The 18,241-nt window shown below is 67.5% G+C and carries 18 protein-coding genes; 10 read left to right on the top strand and 8 right to left on the bottom strand.

Annotated elements, in window-relative coordinates; translation table 11 throughout:
• Positions 1-22: 22 nt before the first annotated feature.
• Positions 23-652, bottom strand: a complete 630-nt coding sequence (locus tag BMZ21_RS18290) for a class I SAM-dependent methyltransferase (RefSeq protein ID WP_091837377.1) — start codon at positions 650-652, stop codon at positions 23-25.
• Positions 649-1,833 carry a tRNA 2-thiouridine(34) synthase MnmA gene (gene mnmA / locus BMZ21_RS18285; protein WP_091838282.1) on the bottom strand — a complete coding sequence of 395 codons (1,185 nt, stop codon included), beginning with the start codon at positions 1,831-1,833 and terminating at the stop codon, positions 649-651. Before mnmA ends, BMZ21_RS18290 begins: the two co-directional genes overlap by 4 nt.
• A gap of 250 nt (positions 1,834-2,083) precedes the next feature.
• On the opposite strand from mnmA, the gene BMZ21_RS18280 reads away from it, so the two are divergent.
• The 8 genes from BMZ21_RS18280 to flbD all read left to right on the top strand — a co-directional run bounded on the left by BMZ21_RS18280 (position 2,084) and on the right by flbD (position 10,168).
• Positions 2,084-3,745 carry a flagellar hook-length control protein FliK gene (locus BMZ21_RS18280; RefSeq protein WP_091837374.1) on the top strand — a complete coding sequence of 554 codons (1,662 nt, stop codon included), beginning with the start codon at positions 2,084-2,086 and terminating at the stop codon, positions 3,743-3,745.
• 14 nt (positions 3,746-3,759) lie between these two features.
• On the top strand, positions 3,760-4,437 hold the full coding sequence (locus BMZ21_RS18275) for a flagellar hook assembly protein FlgD (RefSeq protein ID WP_091837372.1): 678 nt from the start codon (positions 3,760-3,762) through the stop codon (positions 4,435-4,437).
• 111 nt (positions 4,438-4,548) lie between these two features.
• Positions 4,549-4,824, top strand: coding sequence for a CtrA inhibitor SciP (gene sciP, locus BMZ21_RS18270; RefSeq protein WP_038359348.1), 276 nt, complete (start codon positions 4,549-4,551; stop codon positions 4,822-4,824).
• A gap of 200 nt (positions 4,825-5,024) precedes the next feature.
• Positions 5,025-6,710 carry a flagellar basal-body MS-ring/collar protein FliF gene (fliF, locus tag BMZ21_RS18265; RefSeq protein ID WP_091837370.1) on the top strand — a complete coding sequence of 562 codons (1,686 nt, stop codon included), beginning with the start codon at positions 5,025-5,027 and terminating at the stop codon, positions 6,708-6,710.
• A gap of 71 nt (positions 6,711-6,781) precedes the next feature.
• Complete coding sequence (fliG, locus tag BMZ21_RS18260) at positions 6,782-7,810, top strand: flagellar motor switch protein FliG (RefSeq protein WP_244543925.1); 1,029 nt, start codon at positions 6,782-6,784, stop codon at positions 7,808-7,810.
• A 1-nt stretch (position 7,811) separates the two neighbouring features.
• The gene (locus BMZ21_RS18255) at positions 7,812-8,396 is read left to right on the top strand and encodes a FliH/SctL family protein (protein ID WP_091837365.1); all 585 of its coding nucleotides are present in this window, start codon (positions 7,812-7,814) and stop codon (positions 8,394-8,396) included.
• Between the two features lie 6 nt (positions 8,397-8,402).
• Complete coding sequence (gene fliN / locus BMZ21_RS18250) at positions 8,403-8,759, top strand: flagellar motor switch protein FliN (protein ID WP_091837363.1); 357 nt, start codon at positions 8,403-8,405, stop codon at positions 8,757-8,759.
• Positions 8,760-8,803: 44 nt separating this feature from the next.
• On the top strand, positions 8,804-10,168 hold the full coding sequence (flbD, locus tag BMZ21_RS18245; protein WP_091837360.1) for a sigma-54-dependent transcriptional regulator FlbD: 1,365 nt from the start codon (positions 8,804-8,806) through the stop codon (positions 10,166-10,168).
• 55 nt (positions 10,169-10,223) lie between these two features.
• On the opposite strand, the gene BMZ21_RS18240 is transcribed toward flbD, so the two are convergent.
• From BMZ21_RS18240 to BMZ21_RS18230, 3 genes are all read right to left on the bottom strand, one after another.
• The gene (locus BMZ21_RS18240) at positions 10,224-10,508 is read right to left on the bottom strand and encodes a hypothetical protein (RefSeq protein WP_199777416.1); all 285 of its coding nucleotides are present in this window, start codon (positions 10,506-10,508) and stop codon (positions 10,224-10,226) included.
• 186 nt (positions 10,509-10,694) lie between these two features.
• Positions 10,695-12,128 (bottom strand): MFS transporter, encoded by a 1,434-nt coding sequence (locus BMZ21_RS18235; RefSeq protein WP_244543899.1) that lies wholly within the window; start codon positions 12,126-12,128, stop codon positions 10,695-10,697.
• Between the two features lie 85 nt (positions 12,129-12,213).
• Positions 12,214-12,522: a hypothetical protein gene (locus tag BMZ21_RS18230; protein ID WP_143079733.1), complete on the bottom strand. Its 309-nt coding sequence runs from the start codon at positions 12,520-12,522 to the stop codon at positions 12,214-12,216.
• Between the two features lie 228 nt (positions 12,523-12,750).
• Between BMZ21_RS18230 and flhA the strand changes: the two genes are divergently transcribed.
• Positions 12,751-14,874, top strand: a complete 2,124-nt coding sequence (gene flhA, locus BMZ21_RS18225; protein WP_091837350.1) for a flagellar biosynthesis protein FlhA — start codon at positions 12,751-12,753, stop codon at positions 14,872-14,874.
• 6 nt (positions 14,875-14,880) lie between these two features.
• Here flhA and BMZ21_RS18220 read toward each other — a convergent pair whose 3' ends face one another.
• On the bottom strand, positions 14,881-15,576 hold the full coding sequence (locus tag BMZ21_RS18220) for a helix-turn-helix domain-containing protein (protein WP_342029038.1): 696 nt from the start codon (positions 15,574-15,576) through the stop codon (positions 14,881-14,883).
• Here BMZ21_RS18220 and BMZ21_RS18215 point away from each other — a divergent pair.
• On the top strand, positions 15,575-16,462 hold the full coding sequence (locus BMZ21_RS18215) for a DMT family transporter (protein WP_091837347.1): 888 nt from the start codon (positions 15,575-15,577) through the stop codon (positions 16,460-16,462). The two genes, BMZ21_RS18220 and BMZ21_RS18215, sit on opposite strands and share 2 nt — an antisense overlap.
• A 4-nt stretch (positions 16,463-16,466) precedes the next feature.
• On the opposite strand, the gene BMZ21_RS18210 is transcribed toward BMZ21_RS18215, so the two are convergent.
• Positions 16,467-17,561 carry a lysylphosphatidylglycerol synthase transmembrane domain-containing protein gene (locus BMZ21_RS18210; protein WP_091837345.1) on the bottom strand — a complete coding sequence of 365 codons (1,095 nt, stop codon included), beginning with the start codon at positions 17,559-17,561 and terminating at the stop codon, positions 16,467-16,469.
• A gap of 281 nt (positions 17,562-17,842) precedes the next feature.
• Positions 17,843-18,226, bottom strand: a complete 384-nt coding sequence (copM, locus tag BMZ21_RS18205) for a CopM family metallochaperone (RefSeq protein WP_091838279.1) — start codon at positions 18,224-18,226, stop codon at positions 17,843-17,845.
• Positions 18,227-18,241: the final 15 nt, after the last annotated feature.

Genomic DNA, 18,241 nt, shown 5'->3' with positions numbered 1-18,241 from the left:
CGTCAAGCCTTGATGACGTGGCTCAGCTCAGCTTCCTCAGCCGGACCACCTTGAAATAGCCCTGGCCGACATGGACGGTCTCGTAGCGGCCGGTTCGCGCGGCCCAGTCGGTCAGGCGCGAGACCTTGAAATCGCTGCTCCAGCCGATCGCTCTGGCCAATGGCGCGACCGCCTTCCAGAACGGGGCGGCGAAGCCGCCATCATCGACGAGGCGGCTTGAGATGACGATCTCGCCGCCCGGGCGCAGCACCCGGTCCATCTCGCCGAGGGCCTGCTCGGGATCGGGGACGAGGGTGATGACGAACTGCGCGGTGACTGCGTCGAAGGAGTTGTCGGCGAAGCCGAGCCGGCAGGCGTCCATCACCATCAGGCCGCGGACATGAGCGAGATTCTGGCTCAGCACCTTGGCGCGGGCGACGCGCAGCATGTCGAGCGAGAGGTCGGCGCCGACAACCTGCCTGTCGGGCTCGAAATAGGGCAGGGTGAGGCCCGTGCCGACGCCGATCTCGAGGATGTCGCGGCCGCTGGCGCAGGCCGCCGCAACCGCCTCGCGCTGGGCGCGGGCAAGCAGGCCCTGATAGATCCGGTCGTAGAATTTCGCCCAGACCGCATAGACACGCCTTTGCGCGTCGAGACCGTTCGTCGTCGTCATGAGATGGCGTAGGCGGGCTCGGGCTGCGGCGCCGGGCGGGGCGCCCGGTTGGCCATGATGACGCCGCCGCCGAGCACGCGGGCTCCGCTGCCGGCATGGTCGTAGATCACGCAGGCCTGGCCGGGCGAGACGCCCTCCTCGCCCTGCGCCAGGAGGACATGCACGCCCTTGTCGTCGGCAAGCAGGCGGGCCTCTCGCGGCGCGCGGGTCGAGCGGACGCGGACCGCGACCTCGATGCCCTCGGGCGGCAGGTCGGCGAGCGCGATGTCGCCGATCCAGTTGAGGTCACGCAGGTCGACGCGGCTGACGCTGAGCGCCTCGCGCGGGCCGACGATGACGCGGGCGTTCTCGGCGTCGAGCGCGACGACATAGAGCGGTTCGGCGCCGCTGATGCCGAGGCCCTTGCGCTGGCCGACGGTGTAGCGGAGCACACCCTCGTGCTCGCCGAGCACGCGCCCGTCGAGATGGACGATGGCGCCGGGACGGGCGGCGCCCGGCTTCAGCCGCTCGATCACCTCGGCATAGCGGCCGTTCGGAACGAAGCAGATGTCCTGGCTGTCGGGCTTGTCGGCGATGGCGAGGCCGAACTCGGCGGCGAGCGCCCGGGTCTGGACCTTGTCGAGGCCGCCGAGCGGGAAGCGCAACAGGTCGAGCTGCTCCTGCGTCGTGGCATAGAGGAAATAGCTCTGGTCCCGGCTCTCGTCGGCGGCACGGAAGAGGCCGCGATGGCCGGTGCCGAGATCGCGGCTGGCGACATAATGGCCGGTGGCGAGCGCATCGGCCCCGAGCTCGCGGGCGAGGCCGAGCAGGTCGCGGAACTTCACGGTGCGATTGCACTCGACGCAAGGGATCGGCGTCTCGCCGGCGAGATAGCTCTCGGCAAAGCGCTCGATCACCGCATCGCGGAAGCGGCTCTCATAGTCGAGCACGTAATGCGGAATGCCGATCGCCTCGGCGACGCGGCGGGCGTCGTGAATATCCTGGCCGGCGCAGCAGGCGCCGGCGCGGTGCACGGCTTCGCCATGGTCGTAGAGCTGCAGCGTGACGCCGACGACGTCATAGCCCTGGCGCTTCAGCAGCGCCGCCACCACCGAGGAGTCGACGCCGCCCGACATGGCCGCGACGACGCGTGTGGCCGCAGGCGGCTTGGCGATGTCGAGCGAGTTGAGCGAAACGGTCATCAGGGGTCCAGGCGGGTTCGGGCGCGAAGCGTCCGAGGATTTGGGCGCTCTATAGCGGTTTTGATAGATGCGGGCCAGCATCCGGCCGGCAATTCCTGCCGAGTGGCGTCGTCCGATGACGTCATTCCTGCCGGGTCCGGGATCAAGTCGATTCACTCAAGGTATTGAATCATAAAGATTTTCTGGTTGGCTCGCCTCTTGCTGGGAGAGCGGCGGCCATATCGTCACGGTTCCGTTCCGGAGAGTACCCATGTCAGCTGCGCCGGTCTCGCGTTCCTCTGCGCTGCCTGAGATCACGTTTCCGAGCCGCCGCGGCCCCGAACGGGACGCCTCGGAACAGGCTTTCACCTTGCCGCCCGAGCCGGCGGATCGGCCGCGCCCGCGCCTGGATGACGACCGGTCCCGCGGGCGTCTCGACGACGACCGCAATGCCCGCGATGACGCCGGCATGCGCGACCAGGCGAAGCCGGACGACGGCGCCCGCAAGACGAGCGCGGCCGATGCCAGATCGTCGACCCGCGCCGACGATACCGGCAAGGACAGGAAGACCGCGGACGCCAGCGAGACATCCGACACGACGAAGGCGGAGGTCCGCGCGGACGCGACGAAGGACACCTCGGCGAGCCAGACCAGGACGAGCGAGACGGCTGCCGACGACAAGCCTGTCGGGGGCAAGACGATCGAGGAGCGCAAGGCCGCGTTGGCCGCTGCCCTCGATGGAGCGCCGGTGATCGGCAAGGGCAGCCCGGACGAGCAGGCCGCCGCTGGCGCGGTGATTCAGCCCGTGCCGCCGACACCGATCGCCGCGGAATTCCTCGCCCTCGCGGCCGCCGCGCTCCAGGGCGGCGAGCCGGCGAAGCCGGAAGGCACGACCACCGAGGAGGGCAAGGCCGTGACGGCGACCGGGGCTACGGCGCAGGCGACCGGCGAGGCTATCGCCGTGCCGGTCCCGCCAGCGCTGCCGGCGAAGGCAGACGGCCAGGCGAGCGCGGGCGGCGAGGCCGCCGCTGCCGATATCAAGGCAGGGCTGCAGCCGCAGCTTCCGGTTGCCGGCACCGAATCCAAGACGGACGGCAAATCGGGCGAAGCCAAGTCCGGCGGCGCGGACCAAAGCGCTGCGAGGACGGCTGAGACCAAGCCGGGCGAGGCGCAGGCCACCGCCAAGGACGATAGCGAGGCCGGCAAGGTCGCCGCGAGCGCCGCCGGCAGCGATGCGAAGGCGACGGGCGATACCAAGGCCGCCGATGCCGCCACTGCGCCCGCAGCCACCGCCCAGACGACGCAGGCCGCGTCGACGGAAGCCACCAGCGGCGTGCAGCAGGCAAGCGCGCCCCTGAGCCCGCAGGCCATTCTCGCGGCCGGCCCGCAGAGCCTGACCGCGCCGCAAGCGCCGTTGACGGAGCTCGACGCTGCCGCCCAGGCGACGGCCCGTGCCCAGGCCGAAGCAGCCCACAAGGCTGTTTCCGCAGATGCCGGGCGGCCGACGCCGCTGCATGTCGTGCCGATCGAGATCGGCGCGAAGGCACTCGCCGGCAACAGGCGCTTCGACATCAGGCTCGATCCGGCCGAGCTCGGGCGCATCGACGTCAGCCTCGAAATCTCCGACAAGGGCGACGTCAGCGCCAAGCTGACCGTCGACCGGGTCGAGACACTCCACATGCTGCAGCGCGACGCACGCACGCTGGAGCGCGCCTTCGAGCAGGCTGGACTGAAGCCCTCCGAGGGCGGAATCGATCTCAGCCTGCGCGATCCGGGCGGCCAGCAGGCCGGTGGACGCCAGCAGCAGGGTGACGAGGCGTCGCGCGGCCGCCGCACCTGGGTTCAGGCCAGCGAAGACAGCGCACTCGTCACCGATGTCGCAACCCTGCCGCGAACCGGCGGCCGCCTCGGCGGCGTCGACCTCAGCATCTGAAGGAGGGACGTGTCATGGCCGTCTCCAATACCAGCAAGCTCACCGCCCAGCAGATCGCGGCGGCACAGAACAACACCGCGAGCGGCAAAGGCACCTCGATCGCCAATAACTTCGACCAGTTCCTGACGCTGCTGACGACACAGCTCAGGAACCAGAACCCGCTCGATCCGCTCGACACCAACCAGTTCACCCAGCAACTAGTGCAGTTCGCCGGCGTCGAGCAGCAGCTCAAGCAGAACGAGACGCTGACCGCCCTGCTCGGCGTCAGCAAGGCGACGACGGGCGCGAGCGCGATCGGGTTCGTCGGCCAGACCGTCACGGCCGATGGCGCCGCGACGCCGCTCAAAGAGGGCAAGGCCGAGTGGACGCTCAATGCCTCCAAGGGCGGCACCGGCACGATCACCATCAAGGATTCGAGCGGCAAGGTGGTCTATACCGGCACGAAGACGCTGACGGCGGGCGACCAGACCTATAGCTGGGACGGCAAGACCTCGACGGGGTCCACTGCGCCCGACGGCGAATATACCATCACTGTCGACGGCACCGACGTCTCGGGCGCGGCGATCACGGTCAAGACCGAGATCACCGGCAAGGTCGACGGCATCGACTTCTCGACCACCGTGCCGACGCTGCTGATCGGCGCGATCAAGGTCCCGCTCGACAGGGTCAAATCGGTGAAGAGCACGTCCTGACAAACCCGTCATGAGCCATGCCGAAAGCCTGCGTGATTGCTTTAGGCAAAATTTAAGCCCGTCGGGGCTAGGCTCTCTGGCAGTAGGTCTGTTGAGTTGTGTGAGAGTACAATGACCGAGCCGCTGCGACCGCGCGTCAAATATGTGATCGGGCCCGATGGCAGCCCGTTGACGATCGCCGATCTGCCGCCGATGAACACGCGCCGCTGGGTGATCCGGCGCAAGGCCGAAGTCGTCGCTGCCGTGCGCGGCGGCCTGCTCAGCCTGGAGGAAGCCTGCCAGCGCTACACGCTGACGGTCGACGAATTCCTGAGCTGGCAGATGTCGATCGACCAGCATGGCCTCGCTGGCCTGCGCACCACCCGCATCCAGCACTACCGCCAGTAATTTCTTCTGGCGACCGCAGACATTCGGGAGGCGCCGGCCGAGAGGCCGGCGCTTTTCGCGTTTCTGCCATGTGGCATTTCAGCCGAACTCCGCCGTTTCCTAACCGCCGTTAACCGGGCGCTAACCATGCACCGGGAAAAACTTGCCTAGTGGTGTGTCTGTGCGTTGGTCTCGCAGGCACCGGGCGACGGAAGAACGGCGTGAACGGGCTAGTCGAACAGTTCCGGAGATTCGGCGCGGCGCGGCTGGCGGCTATGCTGGCGGTGACTCTGGCGCTGATCGGCTTCTTCGCCTTCGTCATGGTGCGCATGTCGCAGCCGGCGATGGGCGTGCTCTTCGCCGACCTGTCGAGCCAGGACGTCAGCGCCATCACCAAGGACCTCGATACGCGCGGGGTCAAATATGAACTGCGCGGCGATGGGCAGACCATTCTAGCACCGCGCGCCGACGTGCCGAAGCTCAGGCTCGAGCTCGCCGGCAAAGGCATCCCGTCCGGCGGTGGCGTCGGCTACGAGATCTTCGACAAGGGCGACGCCTTCTCCTCGACCAGCTTCGTCCAGAACATCAACCATCTGCGGGCGCTGGAGGGCGAGCTGTCGCGCACCATCCGCTCGATCAGCCGCGTCCAGGCGGCGCGCGTCCATCTCGTCATCCCCGAGCGGCGCCTGTTCGAGCGCGACCGCGAGCCGCCGCGCGCCTCGATCGCGCTCAAGCTCGCCGGCGACCTCGACAATGCCCAGGTCAGGGCGATCCGCCATCTCGTCTCCTCGGCCGTCGATGGCCTGAAGCCGGAGCGGGTCTCGATCGTCGACGAGCGCGGCCGGCTCCTCGCCGACGGCGCCCAGGGCGAGCAGGGCATGGTCGGCGTGGCGCTGGACGAGCGCCAGAATGCGATCGAGCGGCGGATCAAGTCGCAGGTCGACGACATCGTCGCCAGCATCGTCGGCCCGGGCCGCGCCCGCGTGCAGGTCTCGGCCATGCTAGATTCGAACCGGATCGAGAGCCGCTCCGAGACCTTCGATCCCGAAAGCAAGGTCATCCGCTCCAGCCAGAACCGCAACGAGGCCTCTGCCTCGAACGAGCAGCGCGAGGGCGTCACCGTCGGCAACGAATTGCCGGGCGCGCAGCAGAACCAGGGCCAGCAGCAGGGCGCGCAGCGCGACACCAGCTCGAAGAACGAGGAAGTCGTCAACTACGAGATCTCGCGCACGACCCGGACCGAGGTGCAGGAGGGCGGGCGCATCCGCAAGCTCTCCGTCGCCGTGCTGGTCGACGGGCTCTACAGCAGGCAGGGCAATGATGTCGCCTACCAGCCGCGGCCGCCCGAGGAGCTGGAGCGCATCTCGCAGCTCGTGCGCACCGCGGTCGGCTTCGACCGCCAGCGCGGCGACCAGGTCGAGGTCGTCAACCTGCGCTTCGCCGAGGCGCCGCAGGCGCCGACGGACCTCGTCGAGCAGACGCTGATGCAGCAGCTCGCGTCGTTCACCCGGGAGGACGTCGTCCGCTTCGCCGAAATGGGCGTGATCGCGCTGCTGATACTGATGGTCCTGATGGTGGTGGTGCGCCCGCTGCTCAAGCAGGTGCTGGCGCCCGATCGCGAGCTCCGGGCGATTCCGAGCTTCATGCGCAACGGCATGGTCGTCGTCGACCAGGGCACGGGCGATCCGTCGGCGTTCCCGTCCGTCTCAGGGGGCGCGGCGACGGGTTCCGGCGGAGAGGGTGGCATCGACGTCGAGGCACCGTCAGAGCGCATGCTCGCGATCGCGCAGATCAAGGGCCAGCTCAAGGCCCAGTCGGTCGAGAAGATCGGCGCCATGGTCGCGCAGAATCCGGCGGATTCCGTCGCGGTGCTGCGCAGCTGGATCCACGAGAAAGCACCAGCGTGACGGGAGCCTGAACCATGGCCGCGACACGCGCCATCGCAACCCGCAGCGGAAACAGCGACTCCGACAGCGAGATGACGAACTATTCCGACGGCCCGATGATGCTCGACAGCATGACCGGGCCACAGCGCGCCGCAGTCATTCTGCTCATCCTCGGTGAAGACCATGGCCGGGTGATCTGGCAGGAATTCGACGACGAAGAGATCCGGATCATCACCCGCGCCATGGCCGAGCTCGGTACGGTCGATGCCGACCAGGTCGAGAAGCTGATGCTCGACTTCGTCGGCCGTCTGTCCAGCGCGGGGGCGATCACCGGCTCCTTCGATCGCACGATCTCGTTGCTGGAGAAGATCCTGCCGACCGACCAGGTCGCTCTGATCATGGAGGAGATCCGTGGTCCTGCCGGCCGCAACATGTGGCAGAAGCTCGGCAATATCGACGCCGTCGTGCTCGCGAACTTCCTGAAGAACGAATATCCGCAGACGATCGCCGTGATCCTCTCGCGCATCCGGCCCGATCATTCGGCCAATGTGCTGCGCAATCTGCCGAACGAATTGTCGATCGAGGTGGTCGGCCGGATGCTGCGCATGGAAGCGGTGCAGAAGGAGGCGCTCGACCATATCGAGAACACGCTGCGCACCGAATTCGTCTCGACGCTGACGCAGACGCGCCGGCGCGATCCGCACGAGATGATGGCCGAGATCTTCAACGGCTTCGATCGCCAGACCGAAATGCGCTTCCTCGCCGCGCTCGACGCCACCAACCAGGAATCGGCCGAACGCATCCGCGCGCTGATGTTCACCTTCGAGGACCTCGGCAAGCTCGATTCCGCCGGCCTGCAGACCATGATGCGCCAGGTCGACAAGGACACGCTGGCCCGCGCCCTCAAGGGTGCGAACGAGGAGATGCGGGCCTTCTTCCTCGGGGCGATGTCGCAGCGCGCCGCCAAGGTGCTGCAGGACGACATGCAGGGCCTCGGGCCCTTGCGTCTCAAGGAGGTCGACGAAGCGCAGATGAAGATGGTGACCCTGGCCAAGGACCTCGCCGAAAAGGGCGAGATCATCATCTCCAAGGGCAACGCCGAAGACGAGCTGGTCTACTGACATGGCAGCAGCCAAGAAATTCATGTTCGCCACCGACTTTCGCGGCAATGGCAGCAAGGCGGTCGACGAAGCCGCGCTCGAGGCCGCCCGGGCGGACGGCTTCCACAGCGGGCTCGACCATGCGCGGCGCGAGGCCGACCAGCAATTGGGCGCGCTGCTGTCGCAACTGGTACGCCAGAGCGAGCGACTGCTGGCACACCAGGATGAGCAGCTGGCGCAGATCGAGGCGCAGGCCGCGCAGCTTGCGATCAAGACCGCGCGCAGCCTTGCCGGTGCGGCTCTTGCCGACAAGCCGCTGGCGCAATTGCTCGATGCGGCGCGCGAATGCCTCGCCCATGCCCGGCACGCGCCGCATCTGGCGATCCGAGTGCATGAGAGCCTGGTCGAGACCGTCGAGGCCAAGCTCTCGGCGCTGGCGCGCGAGACCGGATTCGCCGGCCGGATCGTCGTGCTGGGCGAACCCGACATCGCCCTCGGCGATGGCCGGCTGGAATGGGCCGATGGCGGCATCGCGATCGAAAGCGCAACGCTCAACGAGGCGGTCGACAAGGCCGTCAGGGCCGTCTTCGGCCCGGCAGCAGGGTAAGAGACAATGGCAAGCGAAAACGACCTCAACCTGCCGCCGCTCAATCCGGCCGACCTCTCCTTCGATCACGATGCCGGAGGTGACTCGGTCGCGCGCTCCGGGCCTGTGCCGGTCAAGACGGCGGAGGATCTCGAGCAGGTCTTCGACGTGCCGGTCACCGTCTCGGCCGTGCTCGGCTCCTCGCGGATCGCAGTCGGCGACCTCCTGCGCGTCACGCCCGGCACGGTGCTGGAGCTCGACCGGCGCGTCGGCGAAGCGATCGACATCTTCGTCAATGAGCGCCTGGTGGCGCGCGGCGAGGTCGTGGTGGTCGAGGAGCGTCTCGGCGTGACCATGACGGAAATCATCAAGACCGACCGGTGACGAACCGGCCGGAACGACTGCATTCTTCAAGGAAGGCCTGAGCCATGCGCCTCATCATCGTCGGCAGCCTCAAGGGCCAGCTCATCACCGCCGCCAAGATCGCGGTGTCGCAGGGCGCCGCCGTCACCCATGCCGAGAGCGTCGAGCAGGCGCTGGCGGTGCTGCGCACCAAGGGCGGCGACCTCTTGATGGTCGATGTCGAGCAGCCGATCGCCAAACTCGTCGCGGCGCTCGAGGCCGAGCGCATCCGCACACCGCTCGTCGCCTGCGGCACCTCGACCGATGCCCGCGCCGCCGTCGCCGCGATCCAGGCCGGGGCGCGCGAATACGTGCCGCTGCCGCCCGATCCCGAATTGATCGCGGCCGTGCTCGCCGCCGTCGCCGGCGACAAGGCGAGCCTGATCTGGCGCGATCCGGCAATGGAGCGGGTCGTCCAGCTCGCCAACCAGATCGCGCGCTCGGATGCGCCAGTTCTGGTCACCGGCGAGAGCGGCACCGGCAAGGAGATGATCGCGCAGCATCTGCACCAGAAGTCGCTGCGCAAGGACAAGCCCTTCGTCGCGGTGAACTGCGCCGCGATCCCCGACAACCTGCTCGAATCCGAACTGTTCGGCCATGAGAAGGGTGCCTTCACCGGCGCGATCGCCCGGCGGATCGGCAAGTTCGAGGAGGCCAATGGCGGCACGCTCCTGCTCGACGAGATCTCGGAGATGGATGTGCGCCTGCAGGCCAAGCTGCTGCGCGCGCTGCAGGAGCGGACGATCGATCGGGTCGGTGGCACCCAGCCGGTCAAGGTGGACCTGCGCATCATCGCGACCTCGAACCGCAATCTCGGCGATGCGGTGCGCGAGGGCTCCTTCCGCGAGGACCTGTTCTACCGGCTCAACGTCGTGCATCTGCGCCTGCCGGCGCTGCGCGAGCGGCCGGGCGACATCCTGGCGCTGGCCGACCATTTCGCCAGGAAATACGCCGAGCTGAACGGCATGCCGCTGCGGCCTATCGCAGCCGAGGCGCGCAAGCTCCTGCTCGGCAACAGCTGGCGCGGCAATGTCCGCGAACTGGAGAACACCGTGCATCGTGCCGTGCTGCTGGCGCAGGGCGTCGAGATCGGCACCGAGGCGATGCTGACGCCGGAAGGCGAGACGCTCGGCCCGGCCAGCGGACGCGACGTGGCCTCTCGGGCGGCGCAGACGGCCGAGGCGGTGACGCGCGGCCTGGTCGGGCGCACCGTCGCCGATGTCGAGCGCGACCTGATCCTCGACACGCTCGACCATTGCCTGGGCAACCGGACGCATGCCGCCAAGATCCTCGGCATCTCGATCCGGACGCTGCGCAACAAGCTGAGCGAGTATGTCTCTGCGGGCGTTCCCGTCGCCGAACCGGGCCAGGCACGGACGACGTCGCTCTGACAAGCCCTGAAATGCAGATGGGCCGGAGCGATAACTCCGGCCCACCCACGGTCACTCAATAATAGTAGCGGCGACGATAATAGTAGCGCCGCGGACGGTAATAGTAGCGCGGGCGGTAGTAGTAGCGCCGGACATAGCGCGGGCGGCGATAATAATAGTACTGGCTGAAGTCGGCGTCGGTCTTGTCGAGGCCTTCCTTCAGCTCTTCAGACAGCTCCTCAGGCTTCCTGGTCGGGAGCGGGGCGATCTTGGGCTGTGCGGCTTCCGAAGCGGCGATGCCGCCGACGCTGGCTACGGCGAGACCGCCGAAGAGCGCCATCACAAATGAACGTCGATCCATGTCATGCCTCCAGTTGGTTCGATCCGGGCGCCGCGTTCCCACGAGGCCACTCTATTCCCCTTTCTGACCGAGCGTCACGCTGGTGTTGCGACGATGGTTCACAAAGGGCCGACGGCGCGGGAGACCGGCCGTTAGCTTGTTGTGACGGTCTGAGGCGCAATCGCGCCGCCGATGTCCGCCTCATTCTCAGACCGCTCCCAGCGGCTTGCTGATGTCTTCGAGCGAGCGGCGCTCGGCCTTGACCGCAAAGCGCCAGGCGATCAGCCCGGCCGCGATCATCAGCGCTGCGCCGAACAGATAGCCGCCGAACACACTCATGCGCGAGCCGGTGTCGATCAGGGCGCCGAACAGCCAGGGGCCGGCGATGCCGCCGAGGCCGGTGCCGAGCGAATAGAACACCGCGATCGCCAGCGCCCTGATCTCGAGCGGATAGGTCTCGCTGACTGTGAGATAGGCGGAGCTCGCTGCGGCCGAGGCGAAGAAGAAGACGATGCTCCAGCAGATGGTGAGCTGGCTGGCGCTGACGATCTCGCGTGCGAAGAGAAAGCCGGTGCCGGCGAGGAGCAGGCCAGACAGGATATAGGTGGCGGCGATCATCGGACGCCGGCCGAGCGTGTCGAAGAGCCGGCCCAGCAGGAGCGGGCCGAGGAAGTTGCCGGCGGCGAAGGGCAGGATGAACCAGCCGATCGCCTGCGATGGAACGCCGTAGAAGTCGGTCAGGATCAGCGCATAGGTGAAGAAGATCGCGTTGTAGAAAAAGGCTTGCGAGGTCATCAGCGCCAGCGCCACCAGGGTGCGCGGCCGGTGCGTGACGAAAAGGGTATCGGCGACCTCGCTCATCGGCGTGCCCGGGCGAGGGCGTAGAGTGAGTGTCGGCAGCGTCGCGGTGGGCTGTGGCGGCGAGAAGGACTCGATATGGGCGACGATCGCCTCCGCCTCGGCAATGCGGCCATGGCTCATCAGCCAGCGCGGACTTTCGGGGATCCATCGCCGCAGGATCATGACGACGAGCCCAAGCGCGGCGCCGATGAAGAAGGCGAGCCGCCAGCCGGTGTCGGGCGGCACCAGCGCGGGGTCGAGCAGGACGATAGCGGCGACGCCGCCGATCGCGGCGCCGACCCAGAAAGAGCCGTTGATGACGAGATCGGTCCAGCCGCGCACGCGCGCCGGCACAAGTTCCTGAATGGCCGAGTTGATCGCGGTGTATTCGCCGCCGATGCCCATGCCGGTGAGGAAACGGAAGAGCAGGAAGCTCCACAGGTTCCAGGAGAAGGCGGTCGCGGCTGTCGCCGAGAGATACACCAGCACGGTGATTGTGAAGAGCTTCTTGCGGCCGAGACGGTCGGTGAGCCAGCCGAAGAGGATCGCGCCGATGACCGCACCGGCAATGTAGGCAGCGCCGGCGAGACCGATATCGGTGTTGGTGAACTTGAGCGCCGGGCTTTCCTTCAGCGCACCGGACACGGATCCGGCCAGCGTGACCTCGAGACCGTCGAGGATCCAGGTGACGCCGAGCGCGACGACGACGAGCGTGTGAAAGCGCGACCACGGCAGGCGATCGAGCCTGGCCGGGATGTCCGTGACGATCTCGTCGCGTAGGCTTTCGCGTCCTTCGCTCAAACGGCTTATTCCTCCGACAGACGGTCTTGGCGCCGCTTCAAAGGTGACAGACGGCCCGAAGGCCGCCTGCCGATCGGATTTGCTCTCAGCGGTAGATCACGCGGCGGCGAACGACGACGCGGCGCGGACGGCGCACAACGACGCGGCGACGCACGACGACCGGACGACGATAGGGCCGTGGCCGGCGAACGACGACGCGATCACGGACTACCACCTGGCTGAAGTCGGCATCGGTCTTGTCGAGACCGGCCTTCAGCTCGGGAGCGAGATCTTCCGGATTCGGCAGCGGGGCAGCGGCGGGCACAGCGGTCGCGGCCTGCGCGATGCCCATGCCGCCGACGCTGGCGACGGCGAGACCACCGAACAGGCTCAGCATGAATGAACGTCTATCCAAAATTTCCTCCAGAAGGCTTTGGCCAGGTGGCCTTGTGTCGTCGGCCCGCCTCGAAGTTGGACGGCTGAATGCGGCCGGAAGGCGGCCATCCGATAACAGTCCGTTCAGAGAAAGGTTCCAGATGGGATTTTTTGAGGGGTCTTAACCACTCGTTCACCATGAGCCCGGCAAGAATTGCCGGGTACGGCTGCTCTTCGCGGAGGGGTGGCGCGTGGGAGCGGTTCTTCGATGAGCGATGTGACGGCAGGCAGCGGCAACGGCATGGCGATGCCGACGCGCGGCCAGATGGGCGCGCTGCTCAACCGGCCGGACCTGTTCCTCGCCATCGGCGTGATGGGCATCCTCGTGGTGCTGATCTTCCCGCTGCCGGCGATGCTGCTCGACATGCTGCTGGCGCTATCGATCATCCTCTCGGTGCTCGTGCTGATGACGGCGCTCTTCATCGAGGAGCCGCTGGAGTTCTCGGCCTTCCCGACCGTGCTGCTGATCGTGACGATGCTGCGCCTCGCGCTCAACCTCGCCTCGACGCGCCTCATCCTCGCCCATGGCCATGAGGGCACTGCTGCTGCAGGCCACGTCATCGAAGCCTTCGGCAACTTCGTGATGAGCGGCAACTTCGTGATCGGGGTGATCGTCTTCACCATCCTGATCATCGTCAACTTCGTCGTCATCACCAAGGGCTCGGGCCGTATCGCCGAGGTTGCGGCGCGCTTTGCCCTCGATGCCTTGCCTGGCAAGCAGATGGCGATCGACGCCGACCTCTCGGCCGGGCTGATCGACCAGGACGTCGCCAAGGTCAGGCGCAAGGCGCTGGAGGACGAGGCGAATTTCTTCGGCTCGATGGACGGTGCCTCCAAGTTCGTGCGCGGCGACGCGATCGCGGGCCTCCTGATCACCTTCATCAACGTGATCGGCGGCATCATCATCGGCGTCGCGCAGCAGGGCATGAGCTTCGGCGCCGCGGCGCACAGCTATACCCTGCTGACGGTCGGCGACGGCCTGGTCAGCCAGATTCCGGCGCTGATCGTCTCGACCGCAGCCGGCCTGCTCGTCTCGAAGTCGGGCGTGCGCGGCGCCGCCGACAAGGCGCTCGGCAAGCAGCTCTCGGGCTACCCCAAGGCGCTCGGCATGTCGGCGGCGGTGATGCTGCTGATCGCGGTCCTGCCGGGCATCCCGATGCTGCCCTTCCTTGTGCTCGCTGGCGGTTCGGGCTGGCTGGCGCGGCATTTCGGCAAGCTCGCCAAGGCGCGGGAGTCGGAGGCTGCCGTGCAGGCGCAGGCGGCCTCGCCGCTCGCGCCCGACGGCACGCCGAAGGAAGAGACGCTCAACGACCTGCTCAAGCTGGACGAACTCAAGATCGAGATCGGCTACGGCCTCTTGCCGCTCGTCAACGCGCCGGGTGGTGCCGACCGCTTGACCGATCAGGTCCGGGCGCTGCGGCGCCAGCTCGCCGCCGAGCTCGGCTTCGTCATGCCGGCTGTGCGCATCGTCGACAACGTCCAGCTCGAGGCGAACCACTACTTCATCAAGATCAAGGAGATCGATGCCGGCCACGGCATGGTCTATCCCGGACAGTACATGGCGATGGATCCGATGGGCGGCAGCGTGACGCTGCCCGGCCACAATGTGCTGGAGCCGACCTTCGGCCTGCCGGCGACCTGGATCGACGGGGCGCTGCAGGACGAGGCGCAACTGCGCGGCTACACCGTGGTCGACGCCGCGACGGTGATCTCGACCCATCTCACCGAGGTACTGAAGTCGCACATGCCGGAGCTGCTCTCGCATGGCGAGGTGCAGAAGCTGCTGCGCGAACTGCCGAAGGACCACGCCGACCTGGTCAAGGAGATCGTGCCGAACCAGATCTCGACCACCGGCATCCAGCGCGTCCTCCAGCTCCTGCTGTCCGAGCGCATCTCCATCCGCGACCTCGCCACCATCGTCGAGGGCATCGCCGAGGTCGCCGGCAGCGTCAGGAGCCCGCGCGACATCGCCGAACATGTCCGCGTCCGCCTCGCCCGCCAGATCTGCGCGCAGTTCTCCAACCAGCACGGGCAATTGCCGATCATCACCATGTCGCCGGCCTGGGAGAGCGTCTTCGCCGAATCGATCGTCGGCCAGGGCGAGGACCGGCACCTGGCCATGCAGCCCTCGCGGCTGCAGGACTTCGTTCATCAGGTCCGCGAGAAGTTCGAGGACGCGGCCCGGCTCGGCGAGATGCCGGCCCTGGTCACCTCGGGCATGGCGCGGCCCTTCGTGCGCCAGATCATCGAGCGCTTCCGCCGCGAGACACCGGTGCTCTCGCAGAGCGAGATCCACCCGCGGGCGAAGCTCCGGACGGTCGGGAGCGTGTGACGGCGCTCAGCGCCTGCTCACCACCACGAGATAGCGCGCCGGCTCGGTGCCGGGGTTGCTGAAGCGGCAATCACTGGGCGGGCCGAGCTCCATGCAGTCGCCGGCTTCGAGCCGTGTGACGATGCCGCCCTCGTCGAAATCGAGCAGGCCCGACTGCATCCAGATCTGCTGGCGGATGAAGGCGTAGGAGCTGGCGGGATAGGCGATCGCCGCGCCCGGCGGCAATTCGCCGGCGACGAGCTCGAGATCGCCATTGCCGGCCGGCGAAATGGCGCGGCGGACGAAACCGGTCTCGGGGTCGCGCCAGAGCGGCTGGTCCTTGGCGCGGCGGACCCGCTCGCCGGCATTCTCGATCCGCGCCAGCAGGTTCGACAGGGTCAAGCCGAAGGCGCCGGAAAGCCGGCCGAGCAGCACCGCGGTCGGGCTCGCCTCGCCGCGCTCGATCCGGCTGATCATGGCGCGCGAGACGCCCGAGCGCTCGGCGAGATCATTCAGGCTCCAGCCGCGCGCCTCGCGCTCTCCACGCAGCCGTTCAGCCAATCTTGACGCGAGATCGTCCATCATCATACCTTCGATTCTCTTATAATAGAGCGTGGCACGGGCGTTGGCCAGAGGACGGCGCAGGCGCTCCTTCATCAACGCCATGGCCGCATGCCGGACCGGCAATGGTCCTTCCGTCTCCCCATCGTTAAGCGCAGCCATGTCCCGCAACGCCGTCCTCTTCGCGCTGATGTGCCTCGTCTGGGGCCTGACCTGGCTGCCGATCAAGGTCGGCGCCCAGCATGTTCCGCCGGTCTTCCTGGCGGCATCGCGCTTCGTCATCGCCGGCACGCTGATGCTGGCCTGGGCCGGGCGGGACGTGCTGAAGGTGCCGGCTGCAGCCTGGCCGCGCGTCGTCATGACCGCGCTGCTGCTCAACACCGGCAACTACACCCTGCTGTTCTGGGGCACGGCGCAGGCGCCGACCGGGCTCGCGGCGATCGTCAACTTCGCGACCATCCCGATCTTCACCATCATCGCCAGCTACCTGATCGAAGGCCATGCGATCGGGGGGCGCAAGCTCGCGGCGATCGGGCTTGGCGCGGTCGGCCTCGGCTTCCTGTTCTCGACGCGGGCGCTGGGCGGCCTCGCCGCGGCCAAAGGCGGGCCGCTCGAGCTGTGGGGCCTGGCTGCGGTCGCGGCCGGCACGCTGCTCTATTGCTTCGGCGCCGTCTGGTCCCGGCCGGTGATGGGCCGCATACCGACGCTGACGCTGGCCGGCTGGCAGACGCTGATCGGCGGCTTCGGGCTCTGCCTGATGTCGGCGCTGCTGGAGGACGTGAAGCCGGCTCACTTCGCCGCGCTGGTCTCGTGGCCGGTGCTGCCGGCGGTCGCGGTGCTGGTAATCGGTGGCTCGCTGATCGGCTTCACCATCTATCTCAGGCTGGTGCGCGACTGGGGTGCCTTCCGGGCCGGGCTCTACGCTTTCATCAGTCCGGCGGTCGCGGTCGGAGCAGGCGTCTTCGCGCTCGGCGAGCCGTTCGGCCCCGCCGAAGCGATCGGCAGCCTCCTGATGTTCGGCGCGGCGGCGATCGCGCTGAAGCGCTGAGGGCTTACTCCGGCTTGTCGATGTGCAGGGCCGCGGCCTTGGCCGCTGCCTGCTCCTGTGCCTTCACCTGCGTCTCGTGCGCCAGGGCCTTGCGTAGCTGGGTCCGCTCGAATGCGAGCACGATCGGCAGGGAGATCACCAGCGGAATGATCAGGTAGAACATCCGCCAGACCAGCAATGCCGCAAAAACGGCCGGGGCCGGCACCCCCGGCATCACCGCCAGGAACACCGCCTCCATAACGCCGACCCCGCCCGGCACCTGGCTGAGCAGGCCGGCCGAGAACGAGATCAGGAAGGCGCCGAGCACGATGAAGAAGCCGGGATTGCCCTGCTCCGGCAGGGCGAAATAGATGATGCCGGCGGCGCCCATCAGTTCCAGCGGGGCGGCGAAGTACTGCCTGGCGACGATCGGCAGACGCGGATAGACCAGCTCGAACGAACCGATCCTGAGCGGCTTGAAGCGCAGCCAGGCACCGACCGTGTAAAGCGCGCAGAAGGCGAGCAGGCCAAAGCCGATCAGGCGCGCCTGCTTGTCGCCGATGCCGAACCAGTCGGAAAGCCGGTGCAGCGGCCGCAGGATCTGCGGTTCGCCGATCAGCACGCACCCCATCAGGAGGATCGTGCCGAAAGCGAAGGTGAAGGAGCAGAGCGCCACCAGCACCGCGATCTCGGGCGCGCTCAGGCCCTTCGCGTGATAGGCGCGGTAGCGCACCATGCCGCCGGAGAAGACCGAGGCGCCGATATTGTGCGAAAGCGCGTAGGTGACGAAGGAGCAGAGCGAGATATAGGCCCAGGAGATGCCCTTCTCGCGGTGCAGATGCAGCAGCGCGATCCGGTCGTACCAGGCAAGCGCGGCATAGGCGACGAGCGTCGCGAGCCCGGCATGGAAGAAGGCGGTCGGCGGGATTAGCGCGATTTTCTGGCCGATCCCGGTGGCGACGATCCGGACCGACTCCCAGAGGCCGGCCTGCTCGAGCTGGGCCGCGACGGCCTCATTGGTCAGGGCCTCGGCCTTGAGCTTGTCCCAGAGGAGGTCGACCGACCAGATGACAGCAACGAGGCCGATCAGGGGCCAGAGATAGTCGAGGTATTTTTTCATCGAACCCGCGAGCAGCCGGAGACGAGAAAGACCGTTCGCCAAGTCTCCTGAGCCCTTATCCTGAGGAGCCATGCGGCAGGCATGGCGTCTCGAAGGATGCTTCAGGAGGCTCCGGAACCATCTGGAGCATCCTTCGAGACGCCGCTGCGCGGCTCCTCAGGATGAGGGCGGAGGTGTCAAACAGACTCTGAAGCGCCTCTCTGCCAGTGCCGGCCTTGCAGGGCAAGCGGCGGCGGGAAACCTACCCTCGATCGTCACCAACCCAAGGTAGGCGACAGGCACTACTTGCCGCGCTGCTTCAGCCACGCGCGCATGAAGGCGATCTCCTTCTCCTGCTCGGTGATCACGCCCTCGGCGAGCTTGCGCAGCTCCGGGTCCTTGCCATGGGCGAGCACGACCTTGGCCATGTCGACGGCGCCCTGGTGATGCGGGATCATGCCGCGGACGAAATCGACATCGGCGTCGCCGCTGAAGGCGATGTCCATCTCCTTGTGCATCCTGTCGTTGGCGGCCTTGTAGCCTTGCGTCGCGGCCGTATTAGCGGCGGCAGGCGTCGTCGCGCCATGGCTGCCATGGCCCTGATGGCCCTGCGCGACCGCGAAGCCGGCGAGGCCGAGCGTGGCGGAGAGGGCGGCGCCCGCCAGGAGGCTGCGGGTAGTGGTCATGCTGATGTCCTTTCG

The organism is Allobosea lupini, from assembly GCF_900109525.1.
Classification (GTDB): Bacteria; Pseudomonadota; Alphaproteobacteria; order Rhizobiales; family Beijerinckiaceae; genus Allobosea; species Allobosea lupini.
This window is presented reverse-complemented; position numbering and strand designations above follow the sequence as displayed.

Coding starts and splice junctions, on each gene's coding strand:
- BMZ21_RS18215 (WP_091837347.1), top strand. CDS start 15,575: ATGTCCCGCAACGCCGTCCTCTTCGCGCTGATGTGCCTCGTCTGGGGC.
- BMZ21_RS18255 (WP_091837365.1), top strand. CDS start 7,812: ATGGCAGCAGCCAAGAAATTCATGTTCGCCACCGACTTTCGCGGCAAT.
- flhA (WP_091837350.1), top strand. CDS start 12,751: ATGAGCGATGTGACGGCAGGCAGCGGCAACGGCATGGCGATGCCGACG.
- BMZ21_RS18290 (WP_091837377.1), bottom strand. CDS start 652: ATGACGACGACGAACGGTCTCGACGCGCAAAGGCGTGTCTATGCGGTC.
- mnmA (WP_091838282.1), bottom strand. CDS start 1,833: ATGACCGTTTCGCTCAACTCGCTCGACATCGCCAAGCCGCCTGCGGCC.
- copM (WP_091838279.1), bottom strand. CDS start 18,226: ATGACCACTACCCGCAGCCTCCTGGCGGGCGCCGCCCTCTCCGCCACG.
- BMZ21_RS18240 (WP_199777416.1), bottom strand. CDS start 10,508: ATGGATCGACGTTCATTTGTGATGGCGCTCTTCGGCGGTCTCGCCGTA.
- BMZ21_RS18220 (WP_342029038.1), bottom strand. CDS start 15,576: ATGGCTGCGCTTAACGATGGGGAGACGGAAGGACCATTGCCGGTCCGG.
- BMZ21_RS18280 (WP_091837374.1), top strand. CDS start 2,084: ATGTCAGCTGCGCCGGTCTCGCGTTCCTCTGCGCTGCCTGAGATCACG.
- sciP (WP_038359348.1), top strand. CDS start 4,549: ATGACCGAGCCGCTGCGACCGCGCGTCAAATATGTGATCGGGCCCGAT.
- BMZ21_RS18275 (WP_091837372.1), top strand. CDS start 3,760: ATGGCCGTCTCCAATACCAGCAAGCTCACCGCCCAGCAGATCGCGGCG.
- flbD (WP_091837360.1), top strand. CDS start 8,804: ATGCGCCTCATCATCGTCGGCAGCCTCAAGGGCCAGCTCATCACCGCC.
- BMZ21_RS18210 (WP_091837345.1), bottom strand. CDS start 17,561: ATGAAAAAATACCTCGACTATCTCTGGCCCCTGATCGGCCTCGTTGCT.
- fliG (WP_244543925.1), top strand. CDS start 6,782: ATGACGAACTATTCCGACGGCCCGATGATGCTCGACAGCATGACCGGG.
- fliN (WP_091837363.1), top strand. CDS start 8,403: ATGGCAAGCGAAAACGACCTCAACCTGCCGCCGCTCAATCCGGCCGAC.